This window comes from uncultured Paraglaciecola sp. (assembly GCF_913020055.1).
Lineage (GTDB): Bacteria > Pseudomonadota > Gammaproteobacteria > Enterobacterales > Alteromonadaceae > Paraglaciecola.
In genome coordinates, this window is the sequence record NZ_CAJWCF010000107.1 from 1 (window position 1) to 16,073 (window position 16,073).

Below are 16,073 nucleotides of genomic sequence, written 5' to 3' on the forward strand. Positions count from 1 at the left end.
CAAAAGGCTTTGATCCGCTGCTATGTCGTCGGTTCGAGTCCAGCTACCCCAGCCATATTTAAAAGAAACGCTAAGCAGTCGCTTGGCGTTTTTTTTTGAGTAGAGCTTATTAAGACAAAAGGCTTTGATCCGCTGCTATGTCGTCGGTTCGAGTCCAGCTACCCCAGCCATATTTAAAAGAAACGCTAAGCATTTGCTTGGCGTTTTTTTTGAGTAGGACTTGTTAAGGCAACAGGTTTTGATCCGCCGTTATGTCATTGGTACAAATCTAACTACCCCAGCCAAATCTCACAAAAACTTCAAGCTATGTTTGGTATTTTTGTTTGTGCTCATTTGCCTTGAGCCCTAGACATAAATGCCATTAAACGGCAAACTTCCAACACAAATTCAGATACTTGTGAGCTAAACTTTGATTTCCGAAATCGTCGCTTTTATTAATAATATCCTTTGGGGTAACGGCCAAATACTCATTTATATGTTACTCGCGGCTGGCGTTTGGTTTTCGGTCAAACTTGGGTTTATTCAAATTCGACACTTTGGCCATATGTTTTCGGTCATGAAAGGCAGTACCAAGTCTGACAAAGCGGGTATCAGTTCTTTTCAAGCCTTATGTACGAGTTTATCGGCCCGAGTGGGCACTGGTAATCTAGCGGGTGTTGCTGTCGCAATCTCGTTAGGTGGTTCTGGTGCAATATTTTGGATGTGGGTTATTGCTATTCTTGGAATGGCTACAGGCTTTGCTGAGAGTGTATTAGGGCAACTCTACAAAGTAAAAGATGCTAATGGTGAATATCGTGGTGGCCCAGCTTATTATATTCAACAGGGTCTAAACAAACGTTGGTTAGCCGTAATATTTTCACTGTTTTTGTTTTTAGGTTATGGCTTTATATTCAGTGCAGTACAAGCGAATACTATCACCGACGCTCTCAACCACGCCTATGAAATCCCTACCCTGTACTCAGGTTTAGTTATTATTATTTTAGCGGGTTTGATTGTAATTGGCGGTTTACGCGCTATCGCAAAATTTGCCGAATGGGTTGTGCCTTTTATGGCAGTGACTTATGTGTTGGTTACCTTGGCCATCACTTTTTTGAATATAGATTTAGTGCCAGCCATGTTATGGGACATTATTACTTCCGCATTCGGCCTTCAAGAAGCAGGTGCTGGTGCAATGGGCGCTGCATTTAAACACGGCGTACAGCGCGGACTATATTCAAACGAAGCGGGCTCAGGTAGTGTGCCTCACGCTGCGGCCAGTGCCACGCCGAATCCAAATCATCCAGTCTCCCAAGGTTATGTACAAATGCTTGGTGTGTTTATCGACACTATGATTTTATGTACCTGTTCAGCCGTGGTGATTCTATTAGCTGGCGGCGCATCGGGTGAAGGCATGGAAGGTATCCGCCTGACTCAAAATGCGATGAGTTCACACTTAGGTGAAGGTGGTGGTTATTTTGTCGCTGCAGCTATTAGTTTGTTTGCGTTTACCTCAGTCGTGGCTAATTACGCCTACGGTGAAAGTAACCTACACATGTTTAAACTCGATAACAAATCTGGTCGCGCGGCCTACACTGTAGGTTATTTGTTGATGATATTATGGGGCTCAATGGCGGCATTACCCGAGGTTTGGGCGTTGGCTGATATGGCCTTAGGTTTAATGACCGTGATCAATATTACGGCATTGGTTTGGATGACCCCCACTATCGTTTCTATCAGTAAGGATTATTTTACTAAACGAGACAGCGGCAAAAAAATCACCTACAAAGCGGGCGATTGTGAAATACAGGGTAAATCAGAAGATGGGATTTGGTAATCTAACAGCAAAACAAGCTTAAACTAATCGTAGTTAGGGCGGCTGTCTTCTAGCAGTTTATCTAAGTCTTTTTGTGCTTGTTGGGGATTTAACAAATCCCCTTCTTGCAACATCTCACATTCATCGTTAATCATCTGTTTAACCGTAACCGGATAAAAACGACAGTCTTCTGGACGGTCGTAATAAATGTCACAGGTATAGTGAGATTTACCCGGTTGTTCCTCATATTTTACTTCGCGTAAGAAAGGGCACAAAGCTAGGTGTTTACCACTTTTCGGTGAAAACCAAATCAAACCTTTTTTCACATATGCGGCTATATCGGGTTTAAACAACTGCCACATATCGATATCTTGGTCTGAAGCAGACAAGTCACCATTACTGTATTTAATGCAGCACTTTCCACAGGAATTACAATCTTGCATAAATAAACTGCGTAGTTAGCCATGTTGTGCACATGGTTATTTCCTGCGGCTAGATTGCTTTTTCATGCGAGCAGACTGCTCTGCCCTATCGCTCTGGCGTTTTTCTTTACGGTCTCTTTTATCAGGTGTGAGTGAGCCAGTTTTAAAACGTTCTTTACGGTCGATTTTGTCTGCAGCTTTTTTAGCCGCGACGGCTTCCATTTCTTTCACTTCTTTTTCAATCATCGTTGGTGTTTCAAGGCTAATACGGCCAAGTTTTCCCGAACGTAATTCGTTAATTAATACTTCACATATTTTATGTAAGTTAACTCGTCCACCTGTCATCAATGCACCACGACGAGCGGCGGCAAGCTCTAGAAACTCTATTTCAGTATCAGGTATATTGGCTAATTCGAAACGCGCTTTGAGTAATTCGGGGTAGGTTTTAATCAAATAATCGGCTGCAAAAAATCCCACATCGTCATATTCCATCGCGGTGTCTTTAATAGCACCAGTCGAGGCTAATCGATAACCACTATTGGGATTTTCCAATTTTGGCCACAATATGCCAGGCGTATCAAACAAGGTAATACCGTTACCTAAACTAATACGCTGTTGCGTCTTAGTCACGGCTGCTTCATTACCTGTTTTAGCAATCACACGATCCGCTAGAATGTTGATCAACGTCGACTTACCTACATTAGGAATACCCACAATCATAGTGTGAATCGCTTTTACGCTGGCGTCTTTCTCGGGTAGCATTTTTCTGCACAAATCCAAAATTTGTTTCATCTTGGCGGGTTCTTCAGTGGTTGATGCAAAAGTTTTAACTGACCTTTCTTGTTCGAGTGACTCCTGCCAAGCAGCAGTCACTTCAGGGTCAGCGAGATCCGTTTTACTGAGTACTTTGATACAGGGTTTATCTCCCCGCAGCTCAGCAATCATAGGATTTTCACTGGAATAAGGAATGCGTGCATCAAGCACTTCTATCAATACATCAACTTGCGGCAATGCCTCTTTAATTTCTTTTTGAGCTTTGTGCATATGCCCGGGGTACCAATGAACTGCCATTTAATCTGCCTATTTAATTGTGCTAAAAACGCTGAGGATTATTTTATATAAGGGTATTAATTAACGTAATACATAACCAATTGAATGATCACCATTATCACTAACAAAGGTAAGATCCAGCGGCCCATCTTACCCATTTGTTCATTCGACATTCTGAAATTAGAACGTTCTATTAAAGGAACAATCACTACCAGAGCAATAAATAACACGGCCAAAATAATCAATACTGTCATCTATTACCCACTCTTAGTTTGTCTGAAGTTTTATGCAAAACCCATGGCATATTTCATAACTTTATTTTTTATCGGACCCGACTTGTTGGCTAATGTTAAGCCTAAATTACGCAACAGTTTGAGGGGTACGTTATCGTTACTAAAGGTTGAATATAACAAATCCATGGCACTCATCATCATTAAGTTATCTCGACGACGAGCTGTTTCGTATTTTTTCAACCACTTACTGTAATGACTTGCTTGTAAAACTGCACTGCGATCATGTACGGCGAGCTCTTCTTTGAGCGCACTTAGTAATGCGGAAACATCCTTAAAACCTAAGTTAACCCCCTGCCCTGCCAACGGATTAATGGTATGAGCGGCATCACCAATTAGCACTGTATTCCCTTTATAGTATTGGTTCGCATGCATCCGAGTTAAAGGAAAATCAGCCACCTCGAGCATGTCAAAATCCACTAAGTCTGCAGGAAAAGACTGCTGAATTTGTTGTTTCAATTTTTCCTTAGATAAACCTTTTAAATAGCCGATATGCTGAGGACTTTGGTACCACACTAGTGCAGCAAAACCATCATACAATGGCAAATAAGCTACTGGACCATCTGCGGTAAACTTCTGCCATGTTATATCTTGTTGAGGAAAAGGGGTTTTAATTTGTATCCCTAATGCTTTCTGCTGGTATTGCCAACCCTGCACCCCAATGTTTACAGCGTTTCGTACATCAGAATTACCGCCATCTGCCCCGACTAATAATTTGGCCCGAATAGTCTGCCCATCTGATAAGTTAATGACCGAAGACTCTGATGATTCAATATCGACAACTTTTGTATTGCTAAAAAATGTCACGTTAGGTAAATCAGCAATGGCTTGATGTAAGCCTAGTTGAATAATGCGATTCTCAATGATGTGCCCTAAATGAGAATGACCTATTGTCGCGCAATCAAAATCAGTTCGACATTCAGGTTTATCCCATACAGACAGGCGTTTGTATGGGCATAAACGCATCTGTTTAATGTATGACCAAGCGCCTAAGTCATCTAATAAAGTTTGTGAAGTAACACTGATGGCCGACACTCTCATATCAGGCGGTTGCGATAGCTCAAATGGTTGCGGCATATAGGGTTCGACCACAGCTACGCTGAAACCCAATTGTCCCAATCCCAGCGCCATTGCCGAGCCAACCATTCCTCCTCCAATCACACAAACATCAAACAAAATATTTACCTCTTAACATGCATGAATATAGTTTAACACGTGACTAAAACAGAGCTAAATGGTTTATCGAAAGAACCATGCAACAAACGCTCACACCTTTGGTCTGCCTAAGGCTGTTAATGCAGATCCTGTGATAACAACAGCAGCGCCAATATAAGCCCAATGGTCTAAATAGCTGGCAGTGAAGTGTTGTGGTAACCACTGAACCGCGATTAACATACTTAAAAAAGTAAATATGGGAGCCATGGCTAATACAGCACTGACTTTTGCCGCCGGCCAAATATTAAGGGCTTCAGTAAATGCGCCATATCCAACTATGGTATTTAGACAACAAAACAACAACGCCAGTACATGGATTAACTGCATATTCAGCAACTGAGAAACACTAGAAAAAGGCAGCAGAACACAAAAACCAATAACATAAATTAACAAGGTCAACTGTTTGGTGGTCAGTACTTTTAACAAAGGCTTTTGCATCAAGGCATAACCCGCCCAAGTAATAGCGGCAAACAATATAATCAGTACACCAGTGGTAAACTGACCTAAAGATAAAAATAAGTCTGCAAGTCTGTCGTTAAAAAATAATATCAAACCAGTAAAAAGCATCACCGCACCACAAATTTCAAGCCGGCTTAATCGTTCTTTAAAAAACACCACGCCACCTAACATCAACATAAAGGGAGCGGTTTGCATCACTATTTGAGCGGTCTCTGGGTTGAGGTATTCTAAACCCTTTACGTTAGCAACGTAATTGAATACCAAGAACAAACTGGCGGCTAACAATAACAGACCTCGATTTCGGCCAAGGGCTGACATACGTGGCAAAGACTTGTTTTTCATCAAGAGTAAAAAAACAAATATTCCAGCCACAAAAAATCGATATAGGGTGATGGTGACTGCATTCATGACTTCTAAACACAGAGATAAAAAAACCGGCAAGATGCCCCACAAAACAGCAGTAGTCAGCGACAGGAAAAAGCCATGCCAGTGCTTGGTTGCCTCTATATTTGTTACCTTCATGACTTCTCCAAATAACTATCAACCACAACTAACCGACTAATTTTCATACAAAAATCTTGTTTACAAAGTCTTTGCATTCTACTCTAGATTAAAGCTATTGATACAAATCCCATTGAAGAGGCGCCATGAAAAAAATCGCAGTTTTGACATCTGGTGGTGATGCTCCTGGCATGAATGCTTGTATACGTTCAATTGTACTTACGGCCGAACATTATGAACTTGAAGTGATCGGTTATAAACATGGCTACAACGGCCTAATTGACCAAGAATACAAACTGCTCGCGCCTGCCAATGTAAATAATATTATTCAGCGAGGCGGCACTATCTTAAAAAGTGGTCGCTGTACTGATTTTCATACTGAGGAAAATGGCAGGGCCGCAGCCAATAATCTTTACGAACTAAATGTAGATGTATTGTTGGTAATTGGCGGTAATGGTTCTTTTCGTGGGGCGCATCATCTAGGTAAATACTTCAAAGGGCAAGTGATTGGTTTACCAGGCACAATAGACAACGACATAAGTGGAACAGATGCAACCATTGGTTATTATACTGCCATTGAGACCGCACTAGATTCCATCGATAAGGTAAAAGACACAGCAGATGCGTTTGAACGTATATTTTTAATTGAAGTCATGGGCAGGCATGCTGGTTTTATTGCCTTAAATGCGGCCGTAGCATCAGCTGCTGATAGAGTGTTAGTCCCAGAGGGGTGTAATGATATTGAACAGGAAGTAGACAACATTATTGAACACTTACATGCAGTGTATAGTCAAAAAGGGATAACCAGTTACATAGTTGTCACTAGCGAAAACTTATTACCCGGTGGGGTCATAACGTTAGCCAAAATGATAACGGATAAGACCCAAATAGAATGCCGCCCAGTTATTTTAGGGCACGTGCAAAGGGGCGGTTCGCCAGTCAGCCAAGATAGAATATTGGCTACCAAGTTAGGCGCGTTCGCTGTTGAACAAGCCTTAGCCGGTAAAAACAATATCATGGTGGGTGAACACAACAATCAATTGGTCGCGCACCCTATTCAGATAAGTTGGCGTCAAAAAAAGCCACTTGATGAATACCTACTCAAAATACAGCAGCAGTTGTTTAATACCCCTGCTTTATAATTTGATCATCTCTTTTACCCGATCTCTATGACTTCGACTCACTTTGAGTTCGGTACCGTTGTTCAATATTAGGTGGTATTCCCCACTAATATGGCTGACCATTTTTTGCACAAACTTAATATTTACAATAGCTGAACGATGAGCTCGAACAAACTTTTTAGGATCGAGGTCTTTTTCTAGTTCTTTCATTGTGCGGCGCATAATATGCGTCTGGTCAGTTGCATGTACACACATATAATCACCTGCGGCATCAATCCATTGAATATCGTTGAGTGCTACACGGGTCACTTCTGAGCCATCTTTTATTGCTAAAACATCTGGATAAGGGTTAGTGGAAATCCTCTCACCGCTGGCTAATTTACGCAAAATATCTTCGCAATCATCACCAGTAAAATCGGCAACTAGTCTGGCGAGTTTTTGATTGTCACCATCCTGTTGTTGACGCTCTAGTGTTAATACCACTTTATCAACAGCGTCTTTCAGGCGCCTTCCATCAACTGGCTTTAGAACATAATCTAAGGCATGAACATCGAAAGCTTTTATTGCGTAGGAGTCAAAGGCAGTCACAAATACAATCAAAGGTATCGGTTGATTAAGCTCTTGTAGTTTGTTGATGACCTGAAAACCATTCAGTCCAGGCATTTGAATATCTAAAAACACCAAGTCGGGACGCACTTGAGGGATAAGTGTCACCGCTTCTAAACCATTTTTACATTCACCGACAATTTCAATATTATCAAACTCAGCCAAACGTAAGGACAACCCTTTACGGGCGAGGGGTTCGTCGTCAACTATGACAGTACTAATTCTCAATTTTGTTGTCACTTTCGCTCTCACTTATTTCGTATGGAATACGGATATTAACTTTGATACCGGTGGGATAATTATGGGAAATCACAAAAGAATGCTTATTGACATATAACGCCTCTAATCGTTCTTGAATATTGTGTAACCCTACTCCCCCACCTTTACTTTTGGGTAATTGACCATTTTTTATCTCAGCTCCGGGTCCATTATCACTGACATTTAGCATCAAATCACGACCAAAAGTTTTAGCTGAAATACTGATACACCCGCCCTCTTCCATTCTAGAAATAGCGAACTTAATGGAGTTTTCGATAATAGGTTGTAAAATCAAACTGGGTACGAGCGCTTGTTTGGTCTTTTCTTCTATGTCCCACACTACCGTTAGGCGATCTTCAAACCTTACCTCTTCAATTTCCAAATACAGTTCTAGTGCTTGGATTTCTTGGATAAGCGGTACACGACGAATAGGATCTTTATCTAACGAGTAACGCAGAAAATCACTTAAACGGCTGACCATAGCGTCGGCCGTTTTGTTCTCTTTCATTAAAATAAGCGTTGAAATAGCGTTTAAGGTATTAAATAGAAAATGCGGGTTTAATTGATATCTGAGCATTTTAATATGTGCTTGATGAGCCATAGAAGACGCCCTCAACACATTTTGTTTTTCTCTGAGTAACATCTGATAATTTTTGACGCCGAAATAGCCGCCGGTCCAACAACCAATCATAATTAAGGAATTGATCGTATCGTTAAAATACCAGTACCACTCATCTGGCCTATAACCCTTTTTGTATATTTCCCAATTGTTGACATTTTTGACCAAGGTCCAAAGTAACGCGGTAAAATATAAGCTGGCACCAACCAATATGAGCATTTTAAGCGGCGTTAAAGTCAACGCCTTGCGATAGATATAGCGAAGAGGGATAGTCAGTAGCCAACCAGCATAGGCGTTAAGTACTATGACAAACAGCCAAATACTGCGCATTTCTTGCAGAAAAGAGCCAATATAATAAATGATAGCAAAGCCGCACCACCCCGCTGTATGCAACGTCCAAAACAGTCTTTCTCGGCTATCGACTAACTTTTCCCACTTAGGCACATGTATTCCTGAATAATGAATAGACCACAAGTATACAAAAAATAGACCAAGGAAACTGTCTCTTGGTCTTAGATTAGAGTTGTTTTATCGCAACTATTTGTAGATTTTCAGGGTAAGGTTAGTAATTGATATTAAAACGCTTTAACCAATGTACCCACCACCATGCAGGTCCCACCAGCAAAAATTGTAAATCTTTTAAAAAACTAGGTTTTTTGCCTTCAATTTGGTGTCCAACAAATTGCAAAATCCACATCACCACAAACAAAACAAGACTGAACTGCCAAACAGAAACATCTAGCGATTCCAACAGAAGAACGCCATATAAAGACACTACGGATAGTAGCGTCATAGCCGCGCCTATTGGCCCAGACAAACGAAAGTAATAATACAAAGTGGGGATAACCAGAACATGCGCCCACGTTACGTCAAAATAATCCAAAAATGCAGGTGTGGGAATACACCATACTAAGGCTAAAGTGACAAAATATATTGCCGGAACTGCGACTGCGTGGATAAGAATATTAGTTCTATTTTTGTGACTTTCGCCATATTCATTTAACAGGAATTCTATTTGACGCATGTAAACCTCATTGATGTTTCATTAACGCTAATTTAACAATTTCATTTGCTTGCATCAATTAAAATCTGTCATCCTGACAAGTATAATCGTCAATTAACTTGTCAGCACATTTAACTGAGACACCTAGCCCCTCATATCCATGGATCATTGGATGTTACTTACTTAGGTTTGCAAAGATCCCTAAGGTATTCTTCATGAGACGGCATCACCTCTACACATCTTTGAGTAGCCCGATGTAACTCGGCCATTCTTCTCTCCATCAGGTCATCTTCTAGTATGTCAGCCAGAGGGTGATATCGCTTTGGTTCAATATTTTGTCCATTAAATACAGCAAACCAACTGACAGAACTAAACAGCTCTATATCTTCTCGGTACAGTCGAGCATTTTCTTTGTATATGGAAATTCGCTCTTCAAGTGTTTTGGGAATGTCCATGGTGCGACAATAATTCCAAAAGGGGCTGTCATTTCGTTCGGTAGCACAATAGTGCAAAATCAAAAAATCACGTACTTGTTCATATTCGGTATGGGTTTTTCTATTGAAATAATCAATATCGTGCTGATTGAACGATTTATCAGGCCAGTTTGTCATTAGCCTCGCAATGGCCGTTTGAATTAAGTGAATTGAGGTAGATTCGAGTGGTTCCAAAAACCCTGCTGCAAGACCAATCGCTACCACATTTTTGTTCCACGTTTTGTTACGCACACCAGTCTTAAATCGCAAAAATCGTGGTTCTGCAATGGCTGGAGTATCAAGATCTTGATTGAGGCTGGCAAGTGCTTCGTCATCACTTATATATTGACTGGAATAGACGTAGCCGTTTCCGGTTCTAGACTGCAAAGGAATACGCCATTGCCACCCAGCTTCTTTTGCTGTTGCCCGTGTATAGGGTGGAAGCATGTCTAATCGTTCGGTGAGAACCGCGACCGCTCGATCACATGGTAAATAATGGGTCCAATCCTCATAACCTGTTTTCAGCGTTTCTTCTATTAATAAACCTTTAAAACCAGAACAATCAATAAAAAAATCACCGCTGATTAGTTTGCCATTTTCAAGTTCAATACTTTCAACATTGCCGCTATCAGCATTCTGTTTAACCTTAACAATTTTACCTTCGGTGCGTGTTACACCCCGTTTTTCGGCTACGTCTCGCATATATTTTGCGTATAACGCCGCATCAAATTGGTAGGCATAATCCATGCTACTGAATGGAGATGCTTTTAAATCAGGACGAGGATGTTGAAATTTCCCAGCTTTAGCCGCCAGACCAGGCAAGCTAAATTGATCCACTGGTTTAGCAGTACCCTTATGTTTCTGGCGTAACCAAGTATGATGAAAATGTACACCTTGCATATCAATACCATACGGGCCAAAAGGATGCACATAGCTATCGCCTAGCTTTCCCCAGTTAACAAATTCTATACCTAACTTGAAAGTTGCATTAGTTTGGCGAAGAAACTCATTTTCATCCAAGCCTGCTAAGCGATTGAAATACTTAATATGTGGTATGGTTGCTTCGCCAACACCCACAGTACCAATCTCTTCTGATTCAACGATTTGAATGTTTATATTGTTAGTACCGATCGTTTTTGAAAGCGCAGCAGCGGCCATCCAACCAGCGGTACCACCGCCAACAATAACCACGTTTTTAATATTATTGGGGTTCAATAGTTTACTCCATTTGCATATTTGTGAATGAATTCGGCATGGGAAGGAAGGCGACTGACTGCCTGCACCATTGCGCCGTTCATTGAATCTAGGCTTCGCTGAATGTCACCTATTGGAATACCTGATAAGATCGGTTCGCAGACTTCAGGTTCAATGTTTTGCCCAAGCATTACGGCTATCCAGCTGGGTTTTGAAAACAACTCTTGATCATCACGAAACACTCTCCCCGCTGCTTTAAACAAATCAACTTTATGCTGCAGGCTATCAGGAATAGGCATTGTGCGGCAGTAATTCCAGAACGGGCTATCGTCTCGTTTAGTTGCGTGATAATGCAAAATTATAAAATCTCTTACTTGGTTGAACTCTCTGCTCATCAAACGATTATATTCACTCCGTATTACCTCAGATTGATTGCCATCTGGGTAAAGTGATATAAACCGTGCTATTCCTTGTTGGATAAGGAAAATCGACGTTGACTCTAAAGGCTCAAGAAAACCACTCGACAAACCAATGCCCACGCAATTTTTAACCCAAAACTGCTCACGACAACCTGTTTGAAAATGAATGGTGCGTGCATCGCCAAGTGGCTTAGCATCTAAACCTTGAAGCAATACCTGATTGGCTTCATCGTCAGAGATAAAATCACTGCAGTAGATATGACCATTACCCGTGCGATGTTGAGTTGGGATACGCCATTGCCACCCGGCTTTTTTTGCCGTTGAAATTGTGAAGGGAATTAATGGTTCGATGCGTTCGCTAGCAACGGCCTGGGCACGGTTACAAGGCAACCAGTGGCTCCAATCTTTAAACTTAACGCCTAGAGTTTTCTCCAATAACAATGCTTTAAAACCACTGCAGTCAATAAAAAAATCGGCTTCAATTATACGTCCATCGTCTAAAGTAACACTTTGAATGTTGCCTGAGTCTTTGTGGGTAGCCACATTTTCAATCTTACCTTCAATTCGGATAATGCCGCGCTGCTCAGCATATTTTCGCAAAAAAGCAGCATAGGCCGTCGCATCAAAATGATATGCGTAGCGTAAGTGAGACAGCACCGATTTCGGATTATTGTCAGGCAGTATAAATTTAGCCTGCTTGGCCGCGACCGAACATATGCTGTAGTCTTCAAGGTTAGCAGTATTGCCACTTTGTTTGCTGTGTAACCAATATTGATGAAAGTCGATCCCATTCATGTCAACGCCATGCCCGCCGAATGGATGGAAATACTTATCACCTAGTTTGCCCCAATCACGAAACTCAATGCCTAATTTAAAGGTACCTTTAGTCGCAATAAGGAATTCTTGTTCATTAATTCCCAACATAAGATTGAAATTGGCGATATCAGGAATGGTGGCTTCACCTACCCCCACTGTACCTATTTGTTCCGATTCAACTAATTTAACGGTTACGTTTTCCGGAAGCAGCATTTTAGAAAGAGCTGCAGCTGTCATCCAACCTGCAGTGCCTCCACCAATGATCGCAATGGTTTTAATATTATTGTTGGCCATGCTTTTCGCTATCCCTTAAATACATCGAGAGTTTTTCCAAATAAATGTGCTGTGCTGGCATACTAGATGCCAAGTGTGCAATGCCCGCGCGCATCCTGTCCAAGTTCGCTTGGGTTTGTTCAAAGTCTACTTGCTCTGCCATTCTGTCATAGCGCTCGGGGGTTCTACCAAGACCGGCATGTAATATTGCCCAATCTTGTTCATTGAAAGGCTCAAAGTCATAACTTGCCAGAATACCTCGATGTAAATATTGAGTTATCTTTCTGTCGAGCTTTTCGCATTTACCATAACCAACCTCGCGCTGCCCTGCATAAGCTGCATGATGAAATAGTTCCGCGTGTATTACATCATTTAGAAAGCGGCGATTATATTCTTGTCTTTCAACATGTACTTCATGACTTACTGGGATAAGTTCTAACAAACGTTCAATGTCTTTCATTAGCAAAATATACGGCGCAGGCGTAATAGGCTCTATGACATATGCAGTATGCCCAATACCCACACAATTTCCTTGCCAAGCTTTTTTACGATGTCCAAGTGTGAATATTTGACAGTCTGTTTGCTCATATCCAAGGGATGACTCATACAATGAGACAAGGTGATTTTTTTCACGCAATGGCGTCACCGACTGCCAGCCAGATTCGGTGCCAGTAATTGAACGGCAAGCGGGTCCAGTTTGAGCACATGGTTGGGTTTCACTCTTTAACTGCACTGTACGTTGTTTTATAAAATCATTGTTCAGCGCTACAAGCAATTGACTACTAGTCCCACTGCAGTCAATAAACAAGTCCGCTTTAAGTTTTGTTCCATCTTCCAGTTGCACATATTCAATCTGGTCTTGGCTATGCTTTAGCGTTGTTATATCGCCATTAATAACGTTAACGCGCGCTTTATCAATTTTGTCATAAAAAACTGCAGACCATTGTGAGGGTTCAAAATGATAAGCATACTCGGCGCGAGAAAGTGGCGATTGTAAATTATCAGTCGGCGGGTGGGCAAAAGTGCCCTTTAAACCTGCTTGAGCGCTAATTAAAAAGTCACCCAATGACGCTTTGTGCCTTGTCATGAAGTGATGTAATTCAACTCCTGATGTTGCAGCAAAAGGTAAGTGGAAACATTGCATCCAGGTCTGGTCATTGTCTCCCCAACGATCAAAACGCGTACCGAATGTAAAGGTGGTATCAGTATCCAAGATAAGTTGCGGCTCAGATAATCCAAGTTGTAAATTAAATTGATAGGCGTCAGGCGAACTAATACCACCATAAAGCAAATCACTTGGACACGCAGTGGCTGGTTTCACCCACATTAATTTAATGCTTTTTGGAAGTGCTTTACTTAATGCGAGTACAGTCATACTAGCAGCAAGTGTGTTACCAAAAACGAGAAACTGAGATGTATCTTGTTGCGACATTATTTAGCTCTCAGGAGTTCTGTGTTCGATGCAGCGCCAATAACATTCAAGAAATCGGCATGTGTTTTTGCTTTATTTACAGCGCCTGCGATGTCTGCTCGCATAGCTTGAGATTGCTGTTTAACCTGCTCAAAATGACTATTATCAACTCTGGGATCATAATTTTTAGGAACAAGATTTTGCCCTAACATTACTGCTACCCAACTTGGCGGTAAAAACGCGCCAAACTCGTATCGTTGAATGTATCCCCTATGCAGCCAACCTGCTATTTTTTCTTGCAAACTATCTGGCAAGGTCATATTAGTAAAGTAGCGCCACATTTCACTGTCATCACGTTTTGTAGCGACATAATGCAGTAATAAAAAATCACGAACTCGCTCGTATTGTAATGACATACGAGAATTATATTCTGAGGTATCAAGGGCGCTTATGTTTTCGTGAGGAAACAACTCGAGTAAGTTAGTTATACCTTCTTGGATCAAATGAATCGACGTTGATTCTAAAGGCTCTAAGAAACCGGCGGAAAGTCCAATCGCAACGACATTATTTTTCCAGAAGTGATTGCGCCGGCCGGTTTTAAAGAAAAGTTGTTTAGGCTCTCCAAGTGCTGGACCGTCTAAATTATTCAGTAGGACCGAGGTGGCTTCGTCATCCGAAATAAATTCATTCCAGTAAACGTGACCATTACCGGTTCTATGTTGTAAGGGAATACGCCATTGCCACCCCGCTTGCCTCGCTGTAGCCCGAGTGTAAGGTGACAAGTGTTTTTGACGTTCGCACGGCACGGCAACAGCTCGATTGCAGGGCAACCATTTCGACCAATCTTGATAACCAGATTTTAATGTTTGTTCAATCAGTACGCCCCGAAAACCAGAGCAATCTATAAACAAATCGGCGCTTATTTGTTGACCATCATCTAATGTGATGGAGCTAACGTCTCCTGATTTTTCGTTGAACAGTGTATCGACTACTTTGCCTTCAACTCGTCTCACGCCATTGGTTTCAGAAAAATCTCTTAAAAACTTGGCATACAGTCCAGCATCAAATTGGTAGGCATAGCCGAAAGCTTGTTGAAGAGTGGTTTGCCCCTCTTTGGGTAACTGAAATTTATTGTTTTTAGCAGCACTTATGCCGAAAGCATAGTCGTCTAAAACCCCATAATCGCCATGTTTGGTTAATTTCAGTAGATGCTGATAAAACGCCACACCGTCAATAGTTTGCCCGAAATCGCCAAAAGGATGTATGTACTTATCGCCGACACGTCCCCAATCACAAAATTCGATTCCCAATTTAAATGTGGCTTCGGTTTTTTTCATGAAAGAACTTTCATCGATACCTAAACCTTCATTAAACAATCTAATATGAGGTAAAGTTGCTTCCCCAACACCGACTGTACTTATGGCTTCAGATTCCACTAATGTGATTGATTGTATTATGTTTTTGAGCTTTTTGGAAAGTGCTGACGCCGTCATCCAACCTGCAGTTCCACCACCCAGAATGCAAACGCGCATACAATTAATATTCCTTTTTCTCGTTTATTTAGTGTTTTATTTCGTAACAAACAATGTTAATTTCGTTAACGTTGTTTACACAACAATAAGTAAATATTACCACAAGTCGAGAAAACTACTATCCATCCTCACCTTTTTGCGACGGTATTTTGGACTAAAATGAAAACGTTTTCTTTTTGTAACTGGTTTGTGAATTTTTGGATGATAGTTAAAAGCAACCTTTTGTTAAGTGGGCTAGCGGTTAAATCCGCCTTGTCGCCAGATAAGACCACTTTGTTGTAAAGTAGAGCTTTTAAAAACAAATCACCTAGTTTTTCTAACCTAGTTAACGTAGTGCTTAACATAATTGACATATTTATAATAAAAACACACTGGAGAGAACATGAACACACAAAAAAAATCTATTCTCGCTTCATCGGTGAAGGTCGCCCTTTATGGCGCCACCGCGTTGATAACATCGTTTGCTGCACATAATGCTGTGGCTCAAGATGCTACTGAAGAAGAAGCTGAAGTAATTGAAGTTCGAGGTATACGTGGCGCATTGGCCAATGCTGCTGAATTAAAACGTGAATCAAGCACCTTTATGGATTCTATTACTGCATCAGATGCCAACGCATTA

Annotated in this window: 15 protein-coding genes; 3 read left to right on the forward strand and 12 right to left on the reverse strand. The window is 41.3% G+C overall.

What is annotated here, in order from left to right; translation table 11 throughout:
* The first annotated feature begins 409 nt into the window (after positions 1-409).
* Positions 410-1,813 (forward strand): alanine/glycine:cation symporter family protein, encoded by a 1,404-nt coding sequence (locus QZ488_RS18270; protein ID WP_293751454.1) that lies wholly within the window; start codon positions 410-412, stop codon positions 1,811-1,813.
* Positions 1,814-1,836: 23 nt separating this feature from the next.
* Here QZ488_RS18270 and QZ488_RS18275 read toward each other — a convergent pair whose 3' ends face one another.
* The 5 genes from QZ488_RS18275 to QZ488_RS18295 all read right to left on the reverse strand — a co-directional run bounded on the left by QZ488_RS18275 (position 1,837) and on the right by QZ488_RS18295 (position 5,750).
* Complete coding sequence (locus tag QZ488_RS18275) at positions 1,837-2,235, reverse strand: YkgJ family cysteine cluster protein (protein ID WP_293751455.1); 399 nt, start codon at positions 2,233-2,235, stop codon at positions 1,837-1,839.
* Positions 2,236-2,271: 36 nt separating this feature from the next.
* Positions 2,272-3,285 carry a ribosome biogenesis GTPase YlqF gene (gene ylqF / locus QZ488_RS18280; RefSeq protein ID WP_293751456.1) on the reverse strand — a complete coding sequence of 338 codons (1,014 nt, stop codon included), beginning with the start codon at positions 3,283-3,285 and terminating at the stop codon, positions 2,272-2,274.
* A 56-nt stretch (positions 3,286-3,341) separates the two neighbouring features.
* On the reverse strand, positions 3,342-3,518 hold the full coding sequence (locus QZ488_RS18285; protein WP_293751457.1) for a hypothetical protein: 177 nt from the start codon (positions 3,516-3,518) through the stop codon (positions 3,342-3,344).
* 30 nt (positions 3,519-3,548) lie between these two features.
* Positions 3,549-4,730 (reverse strand): FAD-dependent monooxygenase, encoded by a 1,182-nt coding sequence (locus QZ488_RS18290; RefSeq protein ID WP_293751458.1) that lies wholly within the window; start codon positions 4,728-4,730, stop codon positions 3,549-3,551.
* Positions 4,731-4,820: 90 nt separating this feature from the next.
* Positions 4,821-5,750: a DMT family transporter gene (locus tag QZ488_RS18295; protein ID WP_293751459.1), complete on the reverse strand. Its 930-nt coding sequence runs from the start codon at positions 5,748-5,750 to the stop codon at positions 4,821-4,823.
* A 125-nt stretch (positions 5,751-5,875) separates the two neighbouring features.
* Between QZ488_RS18295 and QZ488_RS18300 the strand changes: the two genes are divergently transcribed.
* Complete coding sequence (locus tag QZ488_RS18300) at positions 5,876-6,871, forward strand: ATP-dependent 6-phosphofructokinase (RefSeq protein WP_293751460.1); 996 nt, start codon at positions 5,876-5,878, stop codon at positions 6,869-6,871.
* Here the strand turns inward: QZ488_RS18300 and QZ488_RS18305 are convergent.
* From QZ488_RS18305 to QZ488_RS18335, 7 genes are all read right to left on the reverse strand, one after another.
* Complete coding sequence (locus QZ488_RS18305; protein WP_293751468.1) at positions 6,866-7,684, reverse strand: LytTR family DNA-binding domain-containing protein; 819 nt, start codon at positions 7,682-7,684, stop codon at positions 6,866-6,868. The genes QZ488_RS18300 and QZ488_RS18305 overlap by 6 nt on opposite strands.
* Positions 7,674-8,777, reverse strand: a complete 1,104-nt coding sequence (locus QZ488_RS18310; RefSeq protein WP_293751461.1) for a histidine kinase — start codon at positions 8,775-8,777, stop codon at positions 7,674-7,676. The genes QZ488_RS18305 and QZ488_RS18310 overlap by 11 nt, the downstream gene beginning before the upstream one ends.
* Before the next feature lie 118 nt (positions 8,778-8,895).
* Complete coding sequence (locus QZ488_RS18315; RefSeq protein ID WP_293751462.1) at positions 8,896-9,357, reverse strand: Mpo1-like protein; 462 nt, start codon at positions 9,355-9,357, stop codon at positions 8,896-8,898.
* 158 nt (positions 9,358-9,515) lie between these two features.
* Positions 9,516-11,024, reverse strand: a complete 1,509-nt coding sequence (locus QZ488_RS18320; protein WP_293751463.1) for a tryptophan halogenase family protein — start codon at positions 11,022-11,024, stop codon at positions 9,516-9,518.
* Entirely contained in the window at positions 11,021-12,532 is a 1,512-nt protein-coding gene (locus QZ488_RS18325) for a tryptophan halogenase family protein (protein WP_293751464.1), read from the reverse strand. Before QZ488_RS18325 ends, QZ488_RS18320 begins: the two co-directional genes overlap by 4 nt.
* Positions 12,519-13,943, reverse strand: coding sequence for a tryptophan 7-halogenase (locus tag QZ488_RS18330; protein ID WP_293751465.1), 1,425 nt, complete (start codon positions 13,941-13,943; stop codon positions 12,519-12,521). The genes QZ488_RS18325 and QZ488_RS18330 overlap by 14 nt, the downstream gene beginning before the upstream one ends.
* Positions 13,943-15,454, reverse strand: a complete 1,512-nt coding sequence (locus tag QZ488_RS18335) for a tryptophan halogenase family protein (RefSeq protein WP_293751466.1) — start codon at positions 15,452-15,454, stop codon at positions 13,943-13,945. Before QZ488_RS18335 ends, QZ488_RS18330 begins: the two co-directional genes overlap by 1 nt.
* Positions 15,455-15,836: 382 nt before the next feature.
* Here QZ488_RS18335 and QZ488_RS18340 point away from each other — a divergent pair.
* On the forward strand, positions 15,837-16,073 hold a 237-nt coding region (locus tag QZ488_RS18340), incomplete at its 3' end, for a hypothetical protein (RefSeq protein ID WP_293751467.1).

What these genes read in the sequence shown, in the direction of transcription:
- QZ488_RS18275 (WP_293751455.1), bottom strand. Translation starts at nt 2,235, where the DNA reads ATGCAAGATTGTAATTCCTGTGGAAAGTGCTGCATTAAATACAGTAAT.
- ylqF (WP_293751456.1), bottom strand. Translation starts at nt 3,285, where the DNA reads ATGGCAGTTCATTGGTACCCCGGGCATATGCACAAAGCTCAAAAAGAA.
- QZ488_RS18285 (WP_293751457.1), bottom strand. Translation starts at nt 3,518, where the DNA reads ATGACAGTATTGATTATTTTGGCCGTGTTATTTATTGCTCTGGTAGTG.
- QZ488_RS18295 (WP_293751459.1), bottom strand. Translation starts at nt 5,750, where the DNA reads ATGAAGGTAACAAATATAGAGGCAACCAAGCACTGGCATGGCTTTTTC.
- QZ488_RS18300 (WP_293751460.1), top strand. Translation starts at nt 5,876, where the DNA reads ATGAAAAAAATCGCAGTTTTGACATCTGGTGGTGATGCTCCTGGCATG.
- QZ488_RS18315 (WP_293751462.1), bottom strand. Translation starts at nt 9,357, where the DNA reads ATGCGTCAAATAGAATTCCTGTTAAATGAATATGGCGAAAGTCACAAA.
- QZ488_RS18325 (WP_293751464.1), bottom strand. Translation starts at nt 12,532, where the DNA reads ATGGCCAACAATAATATTAAAACCATTGCGATCATTGGTGGAGGCACT.
- QZ488_RS18330 (WP_293751465.1), bottom strand. Translation starts at nt 13,943, where the DNA reads ATGTCGCAACAAGATACATCTCAGTTTCTCGTTTTTGGTAACACACTT.
- QZ488_RS18335 (WP_293751466.1), bottom strand. Translation starts at nt 15,454, where the DNA reads ATGCGCGTTTGCATTCTGGGTGGTGGAACTGCAGGTTGGATGACGGCG.